This window comes from Halorubrum sp., assembly GCF_046498025.1.
Taxonomy (GTDB): Archaea; Halobacteriota; Halobacteria; order Halobacteriales; family Haloferacaceae; genus Halorubrum.
The window spans coordinates 21,827-42,514 of sequence record NZ_JAWOBM010000017.1; the positions used below are offsets into that span (position 1 = coordinate 21,827).

Genomic DNA, 20,688 nt, shown 5'->3' on the forward strand with positions numbered 1-20,688 from the left:
GGCGCTCGCCGCTTCGTTTCCCTCCTACCGGCCGCCGAGCGGCGGAAGCGCCACCGGCCGCGCGTCGCCGCCGGCCCACTCCACGGTCGCGGTCGGTTCGTCCTCGCTCTCGCCGTCGCCCGCGAGGACGGCCGTCGCACCGACAGCGAGCGGCGCGACGACCCCCGCGGCGAGCGCCCGCGGCTCCGCGAGCCCGCCGCGAAGGACGACCCTGTCGCCCGGACCGAGTCCGTGCTCGTCCACGACCGACGCGGCGGCGTCGAGGAGCTGGCGGTGGGAGACGTCGCCGATTCCGTCCGGCGCCGCGTCCCTCGACCCGTCGCCACCTTCCGCCCCGCGAAGGACGGGGTCGTCCGGCCCCACCGCGCTCGGCGGCATACCGGGGTTCTCGCTCCACAGCTCCTGCTCCCAGTGGGTCGTCTCGGGTCGCTCCGGCGGACCGCCGAAAACGGCGAGGCTGGTGCCGGGCGCCGGTTCCGTCGTCGACTCGTCGGCCACGCGGACGAGGACGACGCGGTCGCCGCGCTCGATCCCCGCCGCGGGGTCGAACCGAACCGGCGCGCCCAGTCCGGCCGCGCCGAGGAGGCCGAGCGTCGTGTGGAGGCCGGGCGCCGGCTCGACGGCGACGGTCGATCCCTCCCGCGCGCCGAGGTAGCGCAGCACGTTCGCCGCCTTGTACGCGTTCGTTATCAGGTCCCGATACGTGCGCTCGCGCCCGTCCGGCGTGACGAGCGCGATGTCGCGGCTCCGCCGGTCGCGCGCGAGGATATCGCCGACGACGTCCATGCCCGAGGCTCGGAGCGGCCGAGACTTAAAAACGCGGAGTGCGGCCGGGGTCGCGCCGGCAGGAGACGGTGCCGCGCTCGCGGCGGCGGGAGATAGCGCCGCGCTCGCGCCGGGGTGTCGCCGAGCGAGTCCCGCCCTCAGGGCGCGCCGGCGATGACCATCTTCGAGCCGTCGGCGGAGAAGGCCAAGTCGCGGGTCGAGTCGGCGTCGACCCGGACGGCATCGCCGGGGCCGAGCTCGACCGGCTCGCCGTCGACGGTCAGCGTCGCCGCGCCGTGGAGCAGCACGTACACCTCCTCCTGTCCGGCGTCGCCGTGGTCGTGCTCCATCCCCTCCCAGCCGTCGTCGGCCTCGACGACGGTGACGCCGAGGTTCTCGCAGCCGAGCGCGTCGCGGAGGAAGTACATTCCCGGCGCGCGCGGTTCCACGTCGTCGTAGGCGGTGGTGTCGTAGCCCATACTCCGCGGTACGCGGCGCTCGCCGGAAAAACTACGGGTCGGGCGAGTTCCCGCTGCGGGGTCACTCGCCTAGAAGGAGCCCTTCAGCCGCTCGAAGAAGCCGCCCCCGACGTCGATGTCCTCGCCGCCGGCCTCGGCGAACGCCTCCAGCGCCTCGCGCTGTTTCTCGTTGAGCGAGTCCGGGATCACGACGCCGACCTGCACGTAGAGGTCGCCGCGACCGCGCCGGCGCAGCCGGGGCATCCCCTTCCCTTGGAGCCGGAACGTCTCGCCGCTCTGGGTGCCGGCGGGAACGTCCATCTCGACGGTGCCGTCGACCGTCTCGACCTCGATCGTGTCGCCGAAGACGGCCTGCGGGAAGGAGACGGCCTCCTTCACGCGGAGGTCGTCGCCGTCGCGCTCGTACCGGTCGCCCACGTCGACGTCGACCTCGATCAGCAGGTCGCCGTTGGGGCCACCGTTCTCTCCGGGGGCGCCCTCGCGCTCCATCCGGAGGCTCTGCCCGGACCGGATCCCCGCCGGGATCTCCACGGAGAGCGTGGCCTCCTCGCGGACGACGCCGTCGCCGCCGCAGTCGGGGCAGTCCTCGCTGTACAGCTCGCCCTCGCCCTCGCAGCGCGGGCACGTGGAGGTCTGCTGGACGCGGCCGAGCGGCGTCTGCTGGACCTGTTGGACCTGTCCGCGCCCGTTACACTGGGGACACGTCTGGACGTCGGCGTCCGGCGGGTGACCCGCGCCGTCGCAGGTGTCGCAGGTCGTCGGCCGGGTGAGCGTGACCTCCTTGGTCGCGCCCTCGAACGCCTCCTCGAGGTCGATCGTGAGGCCCGTCCGGAGGTCGCGACCCTGTCGCGGGCGGTTGTCGCGACCGCCGCGGCCCCCGCCGCCGCCGAAGAACTGGTTGAAGATGTCCTCGAAGCCGCCGGCGCCGCCGGCCCCGCCGAAGGGGCCGCCCGCGCCGCCGGGGCCGCCGCCGCCCGTCGCGCCCCGCTTGTCGGCCTCGGTGAAGCGGTCGTGGCCGAGCTGGTCGTACTGGCGGCGCTTCTCCTCGTCGGTGAGTACCTCCTTGGCCTTCTGGATCTTCTTGAACCGCTCCTCCGCGTCGTCGTCGTCGCTGACGTCGGGGTGGTGTTCGGCGGCCTTTTTACGGTACGCCTTCTTGATCTCCTCCTCGCTGGCGTCCCGCGACACGCCGAGGACGTCGTAAAAGTTCTCGCTCATGCGTTACGTTCGTTGTTGGGTCGTTCGTGGCTGGGTCGTGTTAAGGGGTCCGTCCGCGGGCGGAGGCCCGGGACGGCGCGAACCGGAACCGGCGCGAGAGACTACTCGTCTTCGTCGTCGTCCACGTCCTCGAAGTCGGCGTCGACGTACTCCTCGTCGTCGCCGTCGGCGCCGGGGCCGGCCGCGCCGCCGGGACCGGCCGCGCCGCCCATGCCGCCCGGACCGCCGGCCGCGCCGCCGGCGCCGCCCGGACCGGCCTGTGCGGCCTGTCCCTCGTACATCTGCTTGCCGATCTCCTGGAGCTCCGTCGTGAGCGCCTCGGTGGCGGACTCGATCTCTTCGGTGTCGGCGTCCTCGTCCTCGAGGACCTCCTCGACGTCCTCGATCGCGTCCTCGATGTCGCCGACGAGGTCCTCGTCGAGGTCCTCCTCGTTCTCCTCCAAGAGGGTCTCGGCGCGCTGGATCGTCGTCTCGGCCTCGTTACGGGCCTCGATCCGCTCGCGACGGGCCTCGTCCTCCTCCTTGTGCTTCTCGGCTTCCTCCTGCATCTCCTCGATCTCCTCGTCGGAGAGGCCGACGCCCCCCTCGATGGTGATCGACTCGGCGTTGCCCGAGCCCTGGTCTTCGGCCTCGACGTTGACGATGCCGTTCTCGTCGATGTTGAACGAGACCTCGATCTGCGGGGTTCCGGCCGGCGCCGGCGGGATGCCGGAGAGCTGGAACGCGCCGAGCAGCTCGTTCTCGTTGGCGATCTCGCGTTCGCCCTGGAAGACGCGGACGTTGACGGAGGTCTGGTTGTCGGCGGCGGTGGTGAACACCTTCGACTCCTCGGTCGGGATGGTGGTGTTCTTCTCGATGAGCCGCTCGAAGAGCCCGCCTTTCACCTCGATCCCGAGCGAGAGCGGGGTGACGTCCAGCAGGACGATGTCGTCGACGTCGCCGGAGAGGACGCCGCCCTGGATCGCCGCGCCGAGCGCGACCGCCTCGTCCGGGTTGACGTTCTTCTTCGGCTCCTGCCCGATGAGCTCTTCGACCTTCTCTTGGACCTGCGGCATCCGGGTCGACCCGCCGACGAGGATGACCTCGTCGATGTCGCCCTTGTCGTAGCCGGCGTCGGAGAGCGCCTGCTCCGTCGGCCCGACGGTGCGCTCGATGAGGTCCGAGGTGAGGTTCTCGAACGTCGCGCGGGTGATCGACTGTTCGAGGTGGACCGGGCCGCTGTCGGTCGCGGTGATGAACGGGAGGTTCACCGTCGTCTCCTTCTTGTTGGACAGCTCGATCTTCGCCTCCTCGGCGGCGTCTTTCAGCCGCTGGAGCGCCTGCCGGTCCTCGCGGAGGTCGATCCCGTGATCGTTCCGGAACTCGTCGGCGATGTGGTCGATGAGCGCTTCGTCCCAGTCGTCGCCGCCGAGGTCGTTGTCGCCGTTCGTGGCGACGACCTCGTAGACGCCGCCCCCGAGGTCGAGGACGCTCACGTCGAACGTGCCGCCCCCGAGGTCGTACACGAGGACGGTCTGGTCGGACTCGTCGTCGAGGCCGTACGCCATGGAGGCGGCGGTCGGCTCGTTGACGATGCGCTCGACGTCGAAGCCGGCGATCTCGCCGGCGTCCTTCGTCGCCTGCCGCTGCTTGTCGTTGAAGTACGCCGGGACCGTGATCACGGCCTTCTCGACGTCGTCGCCGAGGTACTCCTCGGCGTCGCGCTTGATCTTCTGGAGGATCATCGCCGAGATCTGCTCGGGGGTGTACTCGTCGTCCCCGATCTCGACCGTGTAGTCGTCCTCGCCCATGTGCCGCTTGATCGACTGGACCGTGCGGTCGGGGTTCTGGACGGCCTGGTTCTTCGCCGGCTTCCCGACGAGCCGCTCGCCGTCGTCGGCGAAGGCGACGACGGAGGGCGTGGTCCGGTCGCCCTCCGCGTTCGCGATGATCTCGGGCTCGTCGCCCTCCATCACCGCGAACGCGGAGTTGGTGGTACCGAGGTCGATACCGAGGATCTTGTTGCTCGCCATCTTAGCCAAAGGTAGCGGCTTGTGTCGGTTAAAGGTTACTAGACGACGCGATCTCGGTGACCAGCCTATCCCGCCTAGGTCGTGCGGTTTCGATGATCGTGTGAACGGCTCGCACCGATGTCTTTATACAGATCCGCAAGCGCAGGAACTCGCGTCCGCCGCCGGTGGGGGGAGGTCCGTCGGTCGCCGTGCGGATCGGCCCGATCCGATTCGTCGGTCGCCGTACGGTTCGGTCCGATCCGACCCGTCGGTCGCCGTACGGATCGGTCCGATCCGACCCGTCGGCCGCCGTGACGATTTCGGAAGGAGCGCCGCGCTCAGAGCCCGGAGACCAGGTCCTCGAGCGCCGCTCGCGGGTCGTCGGCCTTCGCCACGCCGGAGGCGAGCAGGATCCCCGAGGCGCCGAGGTCGCCCGCGGCGGCCACGTCCTCGCCGGTCGAGACGCCGGCGCCGCAGAACACGTCGACGTCGGCGTCGACCGCGTCGGCGGCCGCGACCGCGTCCTCGACGATGCCGGGGTCGGCCGTCGAGACGGAGACGTCGCCGCCGATGAGCTCGGGGGGCTCGACGGCGACGGCGTCGGGACCGAGCGCGGCGGCCGCGCCGACCTGCGCGGGGTTGTTCGCGCAGACGATCGTCTCCAGGTCGGCGCGCTCGGCGGCGCGGACGGAGCCGTCGACGTCGGCGAGCTTCAGGCGCTTCTCGGAGTGGTTGACGAGCGTCCCCTCGGCGCCGTTGTCGGCGACGGCCTCCGCGAGCGTCGACCCGGTGTGAGAGCCGTGGTCGTTCGGCGAGACGTGCTGGGCCCACGTCTCGACGCCGGTGTCCGCGACGCGAGCGAGGTCGGCCGCCTGCGGGGAGACGGCGATCCGAGCGCCGGACGCCTCGGCGACGTCGCGGGCGGCGGTCGCGACTTCGATCGGATCGCACGGGTACGCCTTGAGATTCACCAGGATGAACATACCCCCACTCGGGGGCCGCGGGCGCAAATAGCTTCATGCTTCGGCCGCGCGCCGGGTTCCACGTCACGTCCCGCGTCGGCTCGCCTCTCCCCTCGCCGTTCCCGTGCCGAGCGCGGCGATGAGGCTCACCGATTCGACCGTCACACTGTCTGGAGCATAAACGACCTTATACTCCGGTACTGTGGGTCGGAACGAGCACAATGTCCCTCATCGAGCTCATCGCCGGCGTGGAGGCGAACGAGCCCACGCTGACCGTCTTCAACGCCGACCCGGCGGTCACGGAGGAGCTCCGCGAGCACTTCGCCGACCGCAACGTCCGAATCGTGGAGGAACGGACCGACGAGGGGCCGGACGGGTACGCCGTCCTCTCGCGGGACGGCGCGTTCGTCACCGCCGTCACCGTGAACGAACTCCTCCCCGGCGTCGACGGCGCGCCGGGCGCGGCCACCGACGCCCCGCCCGACGGGGACGCGCCGGACGAGACGGGGGCGCGCGATCGGCGACGGGTCGGCGCGCCGATCCTCGACCACCTCGACGAGACGATGTTCACCTCCTACTCCCGCGACGACATGGTCGCCGCGTCGCGGGAGATCGAGGACCGCGCGTGGCGCGTCGGAGACGGCGAACTCCACGCGGGGTTCCAGACCCTCGACGTCCTCACCGGGGAGGCGGACACGTACGACCTGCTGGGCGAGAAAGAGCGGCTCAGCGTCCACGCGTACGCCGCCAACGAAGGGGACCCGCCGGCCGTCGAACACTACACCGTCCACGTCGGAGAGACCGCCGAGATCCGCGAGACGTGGTTCGTCGCGTACGACGGCGGCGGCTACGACGACGCGAAGTGCGCGCTGCTGGCCGAGGAGCGCGCGCCCGGCGAGTTCTTCGGTTTCTGGAGCTACGACCCCGAGACGGTCGATCACATCATCGAGTACCTGACCGAGCGCTACGCCACGGACGACGGCGAGATCGAACCGACGGACGACGTCGGAGAACGCGGGGAGTAAAGGGGGCGGCGGTCGCGTGCGGGCTCAGTCCTTCCGCTTGACCACGTCGCCGAGCGTCATGGTCCCCGAGTCGCCGCTGTCCCAGTCGGCGTCCTCGACGGACTCGCCCTCGACGAGCGAGATGTCGAGCGCGCGCTCCAGCTTCCGCTGGACCTCGTCGGTCGGGAGCGTATCGCCGCGTTCCAGCTTGCGGATGAGACTGGCCTTCTCGTTGAGCTGGTCGGCCAGCTCCTCCTGGCTGAGCCCGCGGGACTCGCGGGCGTTCCGGATCCGGTCGTCGTAGTCGGTGGCGATCTCCTCCATGTCGTCGAACATGTCGCGCCGACGCGTCGACCCGCCCGACGACCCGCCGGTCCCGGACGACCCGGACGACCCGGACGACGACTTCCCGGTGCTCGAGCTCGTGGAGTACTTGCTGCCGCCGGAGCCGGTCGACTCGTCGCGGACCTCGGTGCCGAAGTCCGTACACGAGCTACACAGCTCCAGTTCGGCGCCTTCGACCTTCGTCGTCGTCAGCGAGGCCTGGTCGGCGCCACACATCTCACACTGGGGCATACGCGACGGTAACGCTCCCGCTCGTATAAAGGGTGCGCCGGACGGCGGCGACGGAAGCGCGGCCCGACCGACGGGGGCGCCCTCCCGCGCCGACGCGGACCGTCCGAGAGCGGCCGGCCCGGCCGTCCGCCCAATCGTGCCGCGTCCGGTACCGACTTGTCGCCGCGGCCGGCAGGGACGGTATGGACGTCCACGTCACCAACTCGACCGTGCGGGGGACGACCCGCGCGCCCCCCTCGAAGAGCTACACGCACCGCGCGCTGCTCGCCGCGGGGTACAGCGACGGCGCGACCGTCCGGTCCCCGCTCGTCTCCGCGGACACGCGGGCGACCGCCCGCGCCGTGACCGCCTTCGGCGGCGCGGTCGAGCCGGAGTCCGGCGAGCGAATCGCCGACGCCGACGCGCTCGTCGTCGACGGCTTCGACGGCCGGCCGGCGGTCCCCGACGACGTGATCGACTGCGCGAACTCCGGGACGACGATGCGGCTGGTCACGGCCGCGGCCGCGCTCGCCGACGGCACGACGGTGTTGACGGGCGACGAATCGCTCCGGTCGCGCCCGCAGGGGCCGCTCCTCGCGGCCCTCGGCGACCTCGGCGTGCGCGCGGAGTCGACCCGCGGCAACGGGCGAGCGCCGCTAGTCATTTCTGGTCCCCTCGCGGGCGGCGAGGTCGCCATCCCGGGCGACGTCTCCTCGCAGTACGTCACCGCGCTGCTGATGGCCGGCGCGGTCACCGACCGCGGGATCGAAGTCGAGCTGACGACCGACCTCAAGTCGGCGCCGTACGTCGACATCACGCTCGAACTCCTCGAGGACTTCGGCGTCGAGGCGACCCCCGTGGGAGCCGACGGGGAGGCGCTGGACGGCGCCGCCGGCGCGGCGGGGTTCGTCGTCGAGGGCGGTCAGTCGTACGCGCCGGCGGGCGGCAGCTACGCCGTCCCCGGCGACTTCTCCTCCATCTCGTATCTCGTCGCGGCCGGGGCGGTCGCCGCGGAGCCGGGCGACGCGGTCCGGATCGAGGGCGCTCGCCCGAGCGCGCAGGGCGACGCTGCGATCGTCGAGATCGCGGAGCGCATGGGCGCCGACATCGAGTGGGACCGCGATGCGGGCGTCATCACCGTCCGGCGCTCCGACCTCTCGGGCGTCGAGGTCGACGTGGGCGACACGCCCGACCTCCTCCCCACCATCGCCGCGCTCGGCGCGGTCGCCGACGGCGACACCCGCATCACGAACTGCGAGCACGTCCGGTACAAGGAGACCGACCGCGTCGCCGCGATGGCCGAGGAGCTGGACGCTCTCGGCGCCGAGACGACCGAGGAGCCGGACGTGCTCACGATTCACGGCGCCGAGAGCGACCTGCGGGGGGCGACCGTCGACGGCCGCGCCGACCACCGGATCGTGATGTCGCTCGCCGTGGCCGCGCTCGCCGCCGAGGGCACCACGACGATCCGCGGCGGCGAGCACGTGGACGTCTCGTTCCCGGGCTTCTTCGACGCGATGGCCGACCTCGGGATGGCCGTCGAGCGCGACGGCGCGATCGAGTAGACGCGGTATATAAGTCCCGCCAGACGGGACTGACCACGAGTTATATACAGATCGCGGTGCGGTGGCGCGTGCCTGTGAGCGGCCGCCATCGGCGGCCGCGAGGAGCACGCGCGAGGGACGCGGCGACCGAAGGGAGCCGCGAGGCTGGGGAGGTGTGAGGCTGGGTGGAGGGCGGGACTCAAAGGGGCAGCCGCGAGGACGAAGCACGGCGCAGTAAGCACCGCAGGAACGAGCGGAGCGAGTGACGAGGAGCGCAGCAAGCCGCGCGAGTCGTCGCGGCTGGGGCTTTGGAAGCGCTCGTCGCGGTACTGAGTTCAACGGCTTATAAGCGAGCGGCTGGGGCTTTGGAGGTGTTTCCGTCGAGAGCGACGACGGTCTTCCCGGTCGCCTCCCTTCCACGACCCGAATCCCGCCGATCTCCCTCGCAATACCGACGGGTACACAAACACGCCGCGCCCACGACCGGGTATGGACGACATCGACGTCGAACCCGTGGATCGCGTCGAGGACCCCGAGAGCGCCGATCACCCCGAGAACGCCGATCACGGGACCGACTCAGACGCTGATCTCCCGGCCGAGACGGACGCCACGGACCTCCCGAAGGGCGTCGACGCCCCCGAGTACGTCCTCTACGGCGGGAAGGGCGGGGTCGGCAAGACGACGATGGCGGCCGCGACCGGACTCTCCTCGGCCGCGGGCGGGGTCCGGACCCTCGTCGTCTCCACGGACCCGGCCCACTCCCTCTCGGACACCTACGAGACGGAGATCCCGGCGGAACCGACGCGCATCCACGAGGACATGCCGCTGTACGCCGCGGAGATCGACCCGGACGACGCGATGGAGGAGGGGATGTTCGGCGCCGACGGCGACCCGCTCGGCGGGATGGGCGAGATGGGCGACGCGATGGGTGGGATGGGCGAGGCCATGGGCGGAATGGGCGGCCCCGACGACGATGGAACCGAGGAGGGGCTCGGCTCGCTGCTCGGCGGGACGATGCCCGGCGCGGACGAGGCGGCCGCGATGCGCCAGCTGCTGGAGTACCTCGACGACCCGCGCTTCGATCGGGTGATCGTCGACACCGCGCCGACCGGTCACACCCTCCGACTCCTCCAGCTCCCCGAGATCATGGACTCGATGATCGGCCGCGTGATGAAGCTCCGGAACCGCTTCTCCGGGATGATGGAGGGGCTCAAGGGAATGTTCGGCGGCGGGGACGACGCCGCCGACCCCTCCGCCGACCTCGACGAGCTCCAGGAGCGGATCGAGCGCCTCCGGGCCGTGTTGCGGGACCCCGACCAGACCGACTTCCGCGTCGTGACGATCCCGGAGGAGATGAGCGTGGTCGAGTCGGAGCGACTGGTCGCCCGCCTCGACGAGTTCGGGATTCCGGTGCGCACGCTCGTCGTCAACCGGGTGATGGAGGGCGTCGGGGACGTCGCCGACGTCGACCCCGCGTGGATCGTCGAGCCGAACCCGGAGACCTGCGAGTTCTGCGCGCGGCGCTGGGAGGTCCAGCAGGCCGCGCTCCGGCGGGCCACCGACCTGTTCCGCGGCCGCGACGTGAAGCGCGTGCCGCTGCTCGCGAACGAGGTCCGCGGCGAGGACGCGCTGCGGGTCGTGGCGGCGTGCCTCCGCTAGGACCGCTCATCTAACGCTCCGTACAGCGATTCCCGAACCCGCTCCGCGACGCCGGTGAGGTGCGCCTGTCCGAACGTCGCCACGATCAGCGCGCCGACGGAGTTGTACGTCAGGTCGAGGACCGTGTCGTCGAGCCCGAACTGCGCCAGCGGCATCGAGATCCCCGTCTCGGCGGACACGATGTCGAGCCCGAACTCGAACAGCTCCCAGACGACGCCGAACGCCAGTACCACGACCAGGATGAAGACGAACGCGAACCGCGACGGGATCCGGATCTCGTCGCTGTGGAGGTCGATGGCGCGCAGCGTCGTGTATCCCGCGCCCGCGACGAGCGACGCCGACAGCGCGTGCGTGAGGTGGTCCCACCACGGGATCTGCGCGTAGAACCCCGCCGACCCCAACGTGTGGAGGAACACCGCCGTCGTGATCCACACGCCGAGCCACGGGTCGAGCGGGATCTCGTAGTTGCGTTCGACCAGCGCGGGCACGAACGTGACGAAGAGGCCGAGCCCGCCGTTGGTGATCGCCTTCGGCTGGCCGAACGCCGCGCCGTAGACGACGATGGCGACGAGCGTGACCTGCATCCCTCTGGTGAGCCGCCGCTGGGTCCGCAGCGACGGGCGAGCGCGGAAGGCCCCGCGGACGCTCATCGGCGCACCACCCACCGGATGGCGCGACGCAACCGCGCTCCGCGACGCCGGAAGTAGGCGTCGAAGAGGACGCCGGCGGCGACCCCGGCCAGCGTCACGTACATCCACTCGATCATCAGCGCCTCGTTCGTCGTCAGGAAGGCGGTATCGAGCAGTCGGTCGGCGTTCCACCGGAGCACCGTCCACGCGGCCGCCGTCGCCATCGTCGTCAGCACGACGAACAGGACCGCGAACCAGTGGGTGACCCGCAGCGTGGTGAACATCTGGAGTTCGACCGTGACGATCAGCGCGAACGCGGCGATCGCGAGGTACGTCGCGAACGTCCCCAGTTCGCCCCCGAGGAGCGTACGTACCAACACCGGCAACAACGCGAGTCCGAGGACTTCCCACGGGGGCATCACTCGCGGGTCCCGCGCCGCGACCGCCGGCGCGACCACGACGGCGGTGATGGCGGCGACGAGGACCATCGGGAGGAGGTCGAACGCGAGCAGGTTCTCGACGAAGGCGCCGACGAGCACCGCTATCATCGCCCACGCGACCAGTGCGTTCGTCCGTCCGCTCTGAAACAGCCGCGCCAGCCGGTCCTCGATCGCGTCCCCGTCTGGAATGTCCGGTTCGTAATCGGTCGGACCGGGGCCGTCGGACCCCGCTCCAGCCCCGTCGAACTCCGCCCCGGCGTCCCCGTCCGGGGCGTCCGCGGCGGATCGGTCGGTGTCCATACCGTTCCTCAGGCCGGCCCCCACTAATATGGGTCGCCTCCGGGGAAGGCGGTGGCCCGCCGCCGTGGCGCGGCGAACGGACGCGCTCGCGGCGCGACGAAGGGACACGCTCACCGCGCGACGAACGGACGCGCTTTTACCCGCCACGCGCCTCCGTCCGGTATGAACTGTCGGCGGTGTGGCACCCCGCTCCGCAAGCCCGGAGACTACTGTCTCACCTGCAACACCGCCAACGCCGACGCCGTCGTCGTCGAGTTCGCCGAGGACCGCGCACACCTGACGATGCTCGACGAGGACGAGGTCGTCGGCGAGACGACGGTGACGACCCGTCCCGAGAGCGACGAACAGCTCACCGAGATCCAGCTCCGCAACTTCGCCGGTCGGGTCGCCGACGAGATCCGTCGGAAGCGACCCGACACGGTCTACGCGGCCGGTGCGCGGGAGCCGCTCCGCGAGACGCGCGCGCAGGTCCACCACGAGTTCTACCGCGTGCCCGACGCGCGGACCGACGCGGGAGGCGGTTCGAACGCGAGTCGCCCGCGCGACCGGAACGCGAACCACGGCGAGGGCGCAGACGGACGCCGCGACAACGCGACCGCGAACCGCGACCTGAGCCCCGTCGTCGCGTGGGTGCTCGACCGACGCGGCGACCGCGCGCTGGAGGTGGTCGAGACCCCGCCGCGCGAGAAGGTCGGCGGCTCCCACTCGACGCTGATCGGCGACCGCAAGGGCCGGAAGGCGGTGAGCGCGGTCGCACAACACCCCCACGTCAAGAAGATCGTCCCGGGGCCCATCGACGCCGGCGGCACCGGCTCGCGGACCGGGCTCCGCGCGAAGGCCACGCGCGCCGGGACCAACGGGAACGTCCGGCTGCTCCTCCGCGACGGTTCCAGCGTGCAGGAGAACCGGATCGTCACCACCGCGATGGACCGCGAGACGGGCGAGCGCGTCCGCGAGGACCTCAACGAGGCGCTGCGCGAGGCGGGACTGCAGGACACCTGATCGACCGTCGGCGACGGGAGCGTCGCGCTCGCTCGCGGCCGGATGGTGGCCGGCGACTCCCGGTAGGTATTTGAGTCGCCGACCGCGATTCCTTATAAATGCTCAGCGACGTCATGGAGGACTATCTGAAGGCGATCTACGTCCTCCAATCGGAGCAGGGGCCCCCCGTCTCGACGTCCGCGATCGCGGAGTACCTCGAGAAGACCTCTCCGTCGGTCACGGACATGCTGGGAAAGCTGGAGGACCGCGGGCTCGTCGAGCGCGAGCCGTATCAGGGCGCGGAGCTCACGGCGGAGGGCGAGGTCGTCGCGCTGGAGGTCGTTCGCCACCACCGGCTGCTGGAGGCGTTCCTCGCCGACCGGCTCGATTACGACTGGAGCGAGGTCCACGACGAGGCCGACGCCCTGGAACACCACATCTCCGAGGAGTTCGAGCGCCGCGTCGCCGAGGCGCTCGGCGACCCCGCCGTCGACCCCCACGGCGACCCGATTCCGGGAGCCGACCTCGAACCCGTCGACGAGGGGAGCGGCCCGCGGCTCTCCGACCACGTCGAAGGGGACCGCCTGGTCGTCAGGCGGGTGTCCGACCGCGACGAGGCCGAACTCGATTACCTCGCCGACGCCGGGATAACCCCCGGGACCGAACTCGAGGTCGTCGACGTCGCTCCCTTCGGCATGGTCACCGTAGCGACGCCGACCGGGGAACAGAGCCTGCCGGCGGAGGTCGCACGGTCGATCCGCGTCGACGACGCGGACTGAGCGCTACCGGGCCGCGTCGTCGTCCGAGTCGTGTCATCGTCCGAGTCGCGTCGTCGTCCCGCTGCAGGTCCCCTCCGACGACCGCCGAGTACATTTCCGTTCATTGGTGTCGGTCCCCCGACACTGACGCCCACCGTTCCTTCGCGGACTTTTTTATGAAACCGGCCGTCTCCAGCGGTGTGAATCTCCTCGTGACGCTCGCGGCGGGGATCGTCTTCGGTCTCGCGCTCGCGGCCCCGCCCGGCCCGATGAACGCCGTCATCGCAGAGGAGTCGGTGTTGCGCGGCCGCGCGGCCGGCGTCCGGGCGGGGCTCGGCGCGGCGACCGCGGACGCGATCTTCTTCGTGCTCGCGTACCTCGGCGTGGTCTCGGTGGTTCGGTCCGTCCCGCGGCTCCAGACCGCCATGATCGCCGTGGGCGGGGGTCTGATGTGTTACTTTGCGGTCGGCACGGCCCGGGACGCGCGCGCGTCCTTCCGGCCCACCTCCGGCACTGATCCCATGATCGAGGGGGGGAAGGGATTCAGGAAGGCGCTCGCGCTGGCACTGACAAATCCGTTTCAGGTGCTGTTCTGGCTCACCGTCGGCGTCGGGATGTTACGCCCCGGCGAGCTCGACATCCTCGCGCCGCTCCCGGTCGTCGGCGACGGCCTCGCGGGCGCGCTCGTCGTCTCGACCGGGTCGCCCGCGCTGCTCGGCGGGTTCTTCATCGGCGTGGTGAGCTGGGTGACGCTGTTTCCCGTGAGCCTCGTCGCGGCCGAGAAACGCATCCAGGCGATCGGCCCGGTCATCGCCGTCGGGTCGGCAGTCGTTCTCGGCGGGTTCGGCCTTTATTTCCTGTACAACGCCGCGACGACGGTCCTCGCGTGGTGACGGGGTCGGTGAACGAGTTTCGCGCGACGACGCCGAGTCCGCGAACCGCATGGGCAACGGCTTTGCCCCGCGAGCCCGACCCCCCGGTATGTTCGAGAAGTCCACGTGGATCAAGCTCCCGCGCAACGTGCTCGTCGGTCACGGCGTGATCGACGACCTCGGCGCCGCGGTCGGCGAGCTGTACCTCACGGGACGGCCGCTCATCGTCACGAGCCCGACGCCGAACGAGATCGCCGGCGACCGGGTGCGCGCGCAGTTCGACGACCCGGCGACCGCCGTCGTCGAGGACGCCTCCTTCGACGCGGTCGAGAGGCTCACCGAGACTGCCGAGGACGTCGACCCCGGCTACCTGATCGCGTTGGGCGGCGGGAAGCCGATCGACATCGCGAAGATGGCGGCCGACCACCTCGGCGTCGGCTTCGTCTCCGTCCCCACGGTCGCCTCCCACGACGGGATCGTCTCGGGGCGCTCGTCGATCCCCGAGGGCGACACGCGCCACTCGGTCGCCGCCGACCCGCCGCTGGCGGTCGTCGCGGACACGACGCTGCTCGCCAACGCGCCGTGGCGACTCACCACCGCGGGCTGTGCCGACATCATCTCCAACTACACCGCCGTGAAGGACTGGCGGCTCGCCCAGCGGCTCCGCAACGTCGAGTACAGCGAGTACGCCGGCGCGCTCTCGGAGATGACCGCCGAGCTCCTCGTCGAGAACGCCGACATGATCCGGCCCGGCTTAGAGGAGTCGTCGTGGGTCGTCGTGAAGGCGCTCGTCTCCTCCGGGGTCGCGATGTCGATCGCGGGCTCCTCTCGGCCCGCCTCCGGCGCGGAGCACCTCATCTCCCACCAGCTCGACCGGATCGCCCCCGGCAAGGCGCTTCACGGTCATCAGGTCGGCGTCGCATCGATCATGACGGAGTACCTCCACAGCGGCGAGAACGGGCGGTGGAGCGCGATCCGCGAGGCGCTCGCGGAGCTCGACGCCCCGACGACCGCGGCCGAGCTCGGCGTCGACGACGAGGAGCTGCTCGCCGCGCTGACGACCGCCCACGAGATCCGCGACCGCTACACGATCCTCCAGGGCGGGATCAACGAGGAGGCCGCCATCGAGGTCGCGACGGCGACGGGCGTCATCGAGCGGTGAGGCGCCCGCGATGGCCTCGACGCCCGCGGCGGCCCAGGCGCCCGCGGCGGCCCCGGCACCCTGGGCAGCCCTGACGGCCGCGACTCTTCACCCCTGACGGCCGGCGGCTCGTCTCGTCCTCGAAAGCGAAATAACCGTCCCGCGACAACCACCTGTATGTCCACCGCCAGCGTTCGCGACCGGGCCAAGGAGCGGGCCGGCGCGATAACCGTACTCCTCACGATCGTCGGCTACGGCGCCGTCGGCGGCGTGTTCCTCGTTCCCGAGTTCCAGGCGCTGTTCCCGACGCTGACCCGGGGTACCGTCGACCTGCTCGCGCACGCCATCGCCGCCGTCAACACCGTCGCGATCGTCACGCTCTCGCTCGGCTGGTACTGGATCCGCAACGACGAGGTGAAGAAACACGCCGCGGCGATGACCACCTCTTTTGCCCTCATCCTCGTGTTCCTCGCCATGTACCTCCCGAAGGTGGCGGGCGGCGGGACGAAGGAGTTCGTCCTGGACTCCTCGTACGGCTGGGTGCCGCTGTGGGAGTGGGTGTATCCCGCGTACCTGATCATGCTCGCGATCCACATCCTGCTCTCCGTCGTCTCCGTGCCCGTCGTCCTCTACGCGATCGTCCTGGGACTCACCCACACGGAGCGCGAGCTGCGGAACGAGACCCCGCATCGCCGCGTCGGGCGGATCGCGGCGAGCGCGTGGATCCTCTCGCTCGTGCTCGGCGTCGTCACCTATCTCCTTTTAAATCACCTCTACGACTCGACGTTCGCGGCCGCCGAGGCCGCGTCGGTCGTGCTTCCGCTCGTTCCCGGTTTATAAACTCCGGCACCGGCCGCCGCCACCGAAACGCTTGATTAGCCGCCGCCGCACCGACACGCATGACCGACTGGATCGGCGACACCTTCACGAGCGCCGCCGGCTGGACGCACCTCGAAGCCCTCGTCGACGTCGGGAGCCGCATGGCCGGCACCGACGGCGAGCGCGAGGGACTGGAACTGACGCGCGACGCGCTGGCCGACGCCGGCGCGCGGGACGCCCGGATCGAGGTGTTCGAGATACAGGGCTGGGAGCGCGGGAACAGCGCGATCCGTCGCGGCGACGACCCGGTCGCCAGCGGAATGAACGCCTGCATCGCGCTCCCGCGAAGCCCGAGCGGCGAGGCGACCGGCGAGTTCGTCGACCTCGGCTACGGCGTCCCCGAGGACTTCGCGGGGGACCTCGACGGCAAGGTCGTGATGGTCTCCTCGGACACCCCCGACTCCGTCGACCGGTTCATCCACCGCCGCGAGAAGTACTATCACGCCGTCGAGGCCGATGCCGCCGCCTTCGTCTTCGCGAACCACGTCGAGGGGACGCTCCCGCCGACCGGCAGCGTCGGCACGGCGGACGCGCCCGTGGGCGACATTCCCGCGGTCGGCGTCTCGAAGGAGACCGGCGCGCGGCTCGCCCGCCGGCACGAGGGCGACGACCTGACCGTTGCGGTCGACTGCGAGATCGCCGACGCGACCAGCGGGAACGCGGTTGCCGAGCTCGGCCCCGACACCGACGAGTTCCTCGTCGTCTCCTCGCACGTCGACGCCCACGACATCTCGCAGGGCGCGATGGACAACGGGGCCGGAACGGCCACGATCGTCGAGGTCGCGACCGCCCTCGCCGCCCGCGAGGACGAGCTCGACCGGCGCGTTCGGTTCGTCGGCTTCGGCGCCGAGGAGGTGGGGCTCGTGGGCTCCTCGCTGTTCGCGGACGAGGTCGACCCCGACCGAGTCGCGGCCGTCGTCAACGTCGACAGCAACGTGTTCGGCCGCACGCTGAAGCTCGACCACCACGGCTTCGACGCGCTGGAGGCGGCGGGAGAGCGCGTGAGCGACCGCTTCGATCACCCGATCACGCTCGGCGAAGAGCTGGTGCCTCACAGCGACCACTGGCCGTTCGTCGAGCGCGGGATCCCGGGGTACATGGTCTCCGGCGAGACCGAGGGACGCGGCCGCGGCTGGGGCCACACCGGCGCCGACACGCTCGACAAGCTGGAGTCCCGCAACCTTCGCGAGCAGGCGATCCTGCTGACCGAACTCGTCGTCGAGCTCGCCGACGAGTCGGTGACCACCGAGCGGCGAGACCGCGAGGAGATCGCGGGGGCGCTGGAACGCGAAGGGAAAGCGACCGGGATGAAGATCACGGGCGACTGGCCGTTCTAGGAGCAGCCCCAGCCGAGAACCGGGAGGTTTTCACGCGCGCCGACCGCACCCATCGCGTATGCAACCGTCGGAACGGCGCGTCGCGGTCGTCGGCGACGATCGGGCGGCGGCGCTCCGGGAGGCCCTCGGGCGCTCCCCCTACCGGTCCGCCGAGCGGTCCGTCGCGGACGTGGTCGTCGCGGTCGGCGACGACGCCCTCCGCGACGTGCTCCTCGACGCCCCGGACGCGCCGGTGATTCCGGTCGGCTCGCGGCGGCTCGCGGTCGACGCCGACGACGCGGAGGGGCGCGTTCGAACGCTGATCGACGCGGCGCTCCGCGGCGACGAGCACGTCGACGACCCGCCCGTCGACGGCGTCCAGCGTGCCGCGCACCCGATCCTCGCGGTCGACGCGGGGGACGGACCGACGCGGCGCGCCGCCTTCGACGTCGCGCTCGTCACCGCCGAGCCCGCTCGCATCTCCGAGTTCGCGGTCGACTTCACCGACGGGCCGGACGACTCGTTCCGCGCCGACGGCGTGGTCGTCGCGACGCCGCTCGGGAGCGACGGGTACGCCAACGCCGCCGGCGGTCCGGTCGTAGAACCCGGTGCCGGACTCGCCGTCACGCCGATCGCCCCGTTCAGCACCCGAACGGACGCGCGGATCGTCGCGAGCCGCCTCTCCCTCTCCGTCGAGCGCGAGACGGAGTCGGTCGCGCTCGTCGTCGACGGGCGAGAGCGCGGCGTCGTCACGCCGCACCGGTCCGTCGCGATCGAGGCCACCGAGCGAGTCACGCTCGTGACGCTCGCCGACGCGGGTCGAGCGCGACGATCGGAAACACTCTAATAACTCGTGACCGGATGTGTCGATATGGACCCACTGCAGTTCCTCGTTCCCCTCGGCTGGCTGTCCGCCGTCGGACCGGTGCTGCCGTACGCGATACTCGTCATGGCAGTCGCGAACCTCGCGACGCGACACATCGCGTACCGAAGTCACGTCGAACAGGGAACCGACGGTGACGAGGTCGAACCGTACACGCCGCACGCGTTCACGAACATCGGGCTCGTGCTGTTGAGCTTCCTGTTCGTGCCCGTCGCGCCCGTGAGCGGTGTTATCCTCTCGGTGCTCGTGATCACGATGCTGATCGCCGACCTCTTCGAGTTGGAGGCGCGCAACGTCGAGGCGCGAAACGACATGCCGATCGAGGCCCCGAAGAGCTCGATTGCGGCGTCGCTGCTCGTCTTGGTGTTCGCCGCCTACTACTCCCTGTGGTTCCTCGTCTCGGGCATCTGGAACCAGTTCGTCGTCGCGTAGACGGCGACCGCCGGAACTCCCGCGACCGACGTCTCCCTCCCGTCCGCGGCCCCTCCCCTTCACGATCGTTCGCGCTTCCGTGTCGCTTCGCTCCGTCGTGGCGTCCCGCTCGCGTGCTCGCCGCCTGTGGTCCCGTCTCTCGCGACGACGCGTCCGTTCGCCGCTTGGCCCTCTCTCTCGCGACGCCGCGTCTGCCCGCCGCCTGTCGTCGGACGGGCTCACGGGACGTGACCTCGGCGTCGCGGAGGACACGGTGGACGGAACGCCGCGAGACGCGCTCGGCGGCGACCGCTCCGACAGTAAAACGAGACCGCCTGTTAGTTCGCGGCGTCTGCGTCGTCGTCGTCGAGGGCGTCGCGCAGTTCGCGGCTCGCCGGGATCAACACCCAGAACGTGAGCGCCCCGAGGATCATCACCCAGAAGAACGCGTCGCCGGCGATGAGACCGATTTCCCCGTAGGCGCTTTCGATGCCCTCGGGCGGGTTGACCAGCTGCACGACGTCGTAGTACGAGGGCGTCCGGTACCATCCACCGAAGGTGAGCCAGCCGAGGCCACCGAGCGTGAACAGCGCGAAGCCCTTCATGAACTCGTCTGCCATTACTTCACGATTCGCCGGAGTCGTCTTGAGACTTTCCCATCCCTTGGCCGCGGAACCGCGTCCCGAGGACGTACACCGCCGTCCCCGCGATGATGAAGACGATTCCCGTTATCGCTAGCACGGCGACCAGCACGTCCTGTGACGGATAGAGTCCGGCGCTGTTCAGGATATAGACGACCGTCGTCCGGACGAAGCTTATCTGCAGCGTCGCGGCGTCGACGAGCGTGAACCCGATCAGGTACGCGACGACGGCCGCGAGCGTCGAAAAGACGGTGACGGCCTTGTACAGACGGAACGGGACCACCACCTCGCGTCCGTCGGGGCCGATCCGCGGGCCCGTCGGCTCGTCTCGCGGGTCCTCTTGCTCGTCAGCGGCGATCGGATCGCCCGTCTCGTCGAACGCCTGTGCGTCGTCGTGATCGGTTGGTGATGACATCGAACTGGTGGTCGACGGGCGGGAAAGCGGAGCGCCGGTCGCGACTCTTTGCCGTTACTTCGGCGGCCGCAGCATGTAGTACCGCCGGTTCAGGTCGTACATGTACCCTTCACGCATCGTCTTCAACACCGCGTAGGTGATGATTCCTCCGACGAGCGGGAGCATGAACGTCAGCGTGAGCAGCAGGTCGAGCGAGATCGGGAAGAAGTTCTGGATCGCGAGCGCCGCGAGCGTGAACGACAGGATAACGCCGGCCACGCCGACGGCCGCCCAGAACGGCTGCTCGACGGGACGCCGCGCGCTCCCCTTGTTGAGGAACGGCACGAGCGTGATGACGCCGAAGACGATCCCGTGAGCCACGATCCCGAGCAGCTCGTTCGACATGACGATGTTCCCGCCGAGCACCGCCAGATCCGGGTTAAGCGGGTCGAGCTTCAGGAGGCCGAACGACCAGTAGAGGTACCAGTCGGGCAGGATGATCGCCGGCGTCGACCCGGGGTTCGCCGGCTCGCCGAAGTGCGCCGGCATCAGCGCCGACACGAGGATCATGATCCCGACGAAGAAGCTCGTGATAGCGAGGTTACGAATCGTCTCGTGGGGCCACGTGGGGAAGCCGAGCACGTCGCGCTCGACGTACGTCGACTCCGCGCGGAGGTCCTCGTCCTCGCGCCGGGAGCGCTCGAAGTACTGGTAGGTGAGCTGTGCGAGCCCGCTGGAGTGCTCCTTGCGTTCGCTCCAGGTCGGGGTCTCGTCGTCCGGCGGGACCGTCGCCGGCGGTCCGCCGTCGGTGCGCGCCTCCTCGTCGGTGCCTCCGTCCGTCAGTGGGGTGGTGTCGTCAGTCATTG

General features: G+C 70.6%; 22 protein-coding genes. 11 read left to right on the forward strand and 11 right to left on the reverse strand.

All coding sequences use genetic code 11. The annotated features are described in order from the left end of the window. Positions 1 to 24 precede the first annotated feature (24 nt). The 5 genes from R6U01_RS03585 to tpiA form a co-directional block, all read right to left on the reverse strand. On the reverse strand, positions 25 to 786 hold the full coding sequence (locus tag R6U01_RS03585) for a hypothetical protein (RefSeq protein ID WP_410285089.1): 762 nt from the start codon (positions 784 to 786) through the stop codon (positions 25 to 27). A gap of 137 nt (positions 787 to 923) precedes the next feature. After that, a complete protein-coding gene (locus tag R6U01_RS03590) occupies positions 924 to 1,244 on the reverse strand; it encodes a cupin domain-containing protein (protein ID WP_410285090.1) in 321 nt (106 codons plus the stop codon). Positions 1,245 to 1,313: 69 nt separating this feature from the next. Beyond that, positions 1,314 to 2,462 (reverse strand): molecular chaperone DnaJ, encoded by a 1,149-nt coding sequence (gene dnaJ, locus R6U01_RS03595; protein ID WP_410285091.1) that lies wholly within the window; start codon positions 2,460 to 2,462, stop codon positions 1,314 to 1,316. A gap of 101 nt (positions 2,463 to 2,563) precedes the next feature. Continuing rightward, positions 2,564 to 4,474: a molecular chaperone DnaK gene (gene dnaK / locus R6U01_RS03600; protein ID WP_410285092.1), complete on the reverse strand. Its 1,911-nt coding sequence runs from the start codon at positions 4,472 to 4,474 to the stop codon at positions 2,564 to 2,566. A gap of 317 nt (positions 4,475 to 4,791) precedes the next feature. Then, complete coding sequence (tpiA, locus tag R6U01_RS03605; protein ID WP_410285093.1) at positions 4,792 to 5,436, reverse strand: triose-phosphate isomerase; 645 nt, start codon at positions 5,434 to 5,436, stop codon at positions 4,792 to 4,794. A 200-nt stretch (positions 5,437 to 5,636) separates the two neighbouring features. Between tpiA and R6U01_RS03610 the strand changes: the two genes are divergently transcribed. After that, on the forward strand, positions 5,637 to 6,440 hold the full coding sequence (locus R6U01_RS03610) for a DICT sensory domain-containing protein (RefSeq protein ID WP_410285094.1): 804 nt from the start codon (positions 5,637 to 5,639) through the stop codon (positions 6,438 to 6,440). 24 nt (positions 6,441 to 6,464) lie between these two features. Here R6U01_RS03610 and R6U01_RS03615 read toward each other — a convergent pair whose 3' ends face one another. After that, the gene (locus R6U01_RS03615; protein WP_410285095.1) at positions 6,465 to 6,995 is read right to left on the reverse strand and encodes a multiprotein bridging factor aMBF1; all 531 of its coding nucleotides are present in this window, start codon (positions 6,993 to 6,995) and stop codon (positions 6,465 to 6,467) included. Between the two features lie 182 nt (positions 6,996 to 7,177). Between R6U01_RS03615 and aroA the strand changes: the two genes are divergently transcribed. Then, positions 7,178 to 8,539, forward strand: coding sequence for a 3-phosphoshikimate 1-carboxyvinyltransferase (gene aroA / locus R6U01_RS03620; protein WP_410285096.1), 1,362 nt, complete (start codon positions 7,178 to 7,180; stop codon positions 8,537 to 8,539). A gap of 468 nt (positions 8,540 to 9,007) precedes the next feature. Then, positions 9,008 to 10,177 (forward strand): ArsA family ATPase, encoded by a 1,170-nt coding sequence (locus R6U01_RS03625; RefSeq protein ID WP_410285097.1) that lies wholly within the window; start codon positions 9,008 to 9,010, stop codon positions 10,175 to 10,177. Here R6U01_RS03625 and R6U01_RS03630 read toward each other — a convergent pair. Beyond that, a complete protein-coding gene (locus tag R6U01_RS03630; protein WP_410285098.1) occupies positions 10,174 to 10,827 on the reverse strand; it encodes a hypothetical protein in 654 nt (217 codons plus the stop codon). The genes R6U01_RS03625 and R6U01_RS03630 overlap by 4 nt on opposite strands. Further along, entirely contained in the window at positions 10,824 to 11,546 is a 723-nt protein-coding gene (locus R6U01_RS03635; RefSeq protein WP_410285099.1) for a hypothetical protein, read from the reverse strand. Before R6U01_RS03635 ends, R6U01_RS03630 begins: the two co-directional genes overlap by 4 nt. A gap of 162 nt (positions 11,547 to 11,708) precedes the next feature. Between R6U01_RS03635 and R6U01_RS03640 the strand changes: the two genes are divergently transcribed. The 8 genes from R6U01_RS03640 (at position 11,709) to R6U01_RS03675 (ending at position 18,808) form a co-directional block, all read left to right on the forward strand. Next, on the forward strand, positions 11,709 to 12,548 hold the full coding sequence (locus R6U01_RS03640; RefSeq protein ID WP_410285100.1) for a DUF2103 domain-containing protein: 840 nt from the start codon (positions 11,709 to 11,711) through the stop codon (positions 12,546 to 12,548). A 98-nt stretch (positions 12,549 to 12,646) separates the two neighbouring features. Continuing rightward, positions 12,647 to 13,306 (forward strand): metal-dependent transcriptional regulator, encoded by a 660-nt coding sequence (locus tag R6U01_RS03645; RefSeq protein ID WP_410285101.1) that lies wholly within the window; start codon positions 12,647 to 12,649, stop codon positions 13,304 to 13,306. Between the two features lie 179 nt (positions 13,307 to 13,485). After that, the gene (locus R6U01_RS03650; RefSeq protein ID WP_410285102.1) at positions 13,486 to 14,178 is read left to right on the forward strand and encodes a LysE family translocator; all 693 of its coding nucleotides are present in this window, start codon (positions 13,486 to 13,488) and stop codon (positions 14,176 to 14,178) included. Between the two features lie 88 nt (positions 14,179 to 14,266). After that, positions 14,267 to 15,319, forward strand: a complete 1,053-nt coding sequence (locus tag R6U01_RS03655; protein ID WP_410285103.1) for an NAD(P)-dependent glycerol-1-phosphate dehydrogenase — start codon at positions 14,267 to 14,269, stop codon at positions 15,317 to 15,319. Between the two features lie 156 nt (positions 15,320 to 15,475). Further along, on the forward strand, positions 15,476 to 16,138 hold the full coding sequence (locus R6U01_RS03660; protein WP_410285104.1) for a DUF420 domain-containing protein: 663 nt from the start codon (positions 15,476 to 15,478) through the stop codon (positions 16,136 to 16,138). A 59-nt stretch (positions 16,139 to 16,197) separates the two neighbouring features. Further along, a complete protein-coding gene (locus tag R6U01_RS03665; RefSeq protein ID WP_410285105.1) occupies positions 16,198 to 17,514 on the forward strand; it encodes a M28 family peptidase in 1,317 nt (438 codons plus the stop codon). A 58-nt stretch (positions 17,515 to 17,572) separates the two neighbouring features. After that, entirely contained in the window at positions 17,573 to 18,340 is a 768-nt protein-coding gene (locus R6U01_RS03670) for an ATP-NAD kinase (RefSeq protein WP_410285106.1), read from the forward strand. A 24-nt stretch (positions 18,341 to 18,364) separates the two neighbouring features. Further along, positions 18,365 to 18,808 carry a hypothetical protein gene (locus R6U01_RS03675; RefSeq protein ID WP_410285107.1) on the forward strand — a complete coding sequence of 148 codons (444 nt, stop codon included), beginning with the start codon at positions 18,365 to 18,367 and terminating at the stop codon, positions 18,806 to 18,808. A 317-nt stretch (positions 18,809 to 19,125) separates the two neighbouring features. On the opposite strand, the gene R6U01_RS03680 is transcribed toward R6U01_RS03675, so the two are convergent. Genes R6U01_RS03680 through R6U01_RS03690 form a run of 3 tightly spaced genes read right to left on the reverse strand, consistent with a single transcriptional unit; the run spans position 19,126 to position 20,686 of the window. Then, positions 19,126 to 19,407 carry a hypothetical protein gene (locus R6U01_RS03680; RefSeq protein WP_410285108.1) on the reverse strand — a complete coding sequence of 94 codons (282 nt, stop codon included), beginning with the start codon at positions 19,405 to 19,407 and terminating at the stop codon, positions 19,126 to 19,128. A gap of 4 nt (positions 19,408 to 19,411) precedes the next feature. After that, positions 19,412 to 19,843: a hypothetical protein gene (locus tag R6U01_RS03685; RefSeq protein ID WP_410285109.1), complete on the reverse strand. Its 432-nt coding sequence runs from the start codon at positions 19,841 to 19,843 to the stop codon at positions 19,412 to 19,414. A gap of 54 nt (positions 19,844 to 19,897) precedes the next feature. After that, a complete protein-coding gene (locus tag R6U01_RS03690) occupies positions 19,898 to 20,686 on the reverse strand; it encodes a cytochrome bc complex cytochrome b subunit (protein WP_410285110.1) in 789 nt (262 codons plus the stop codon). Positions 20,687 to 20,688: the final 2 nt, after the last annotated feature.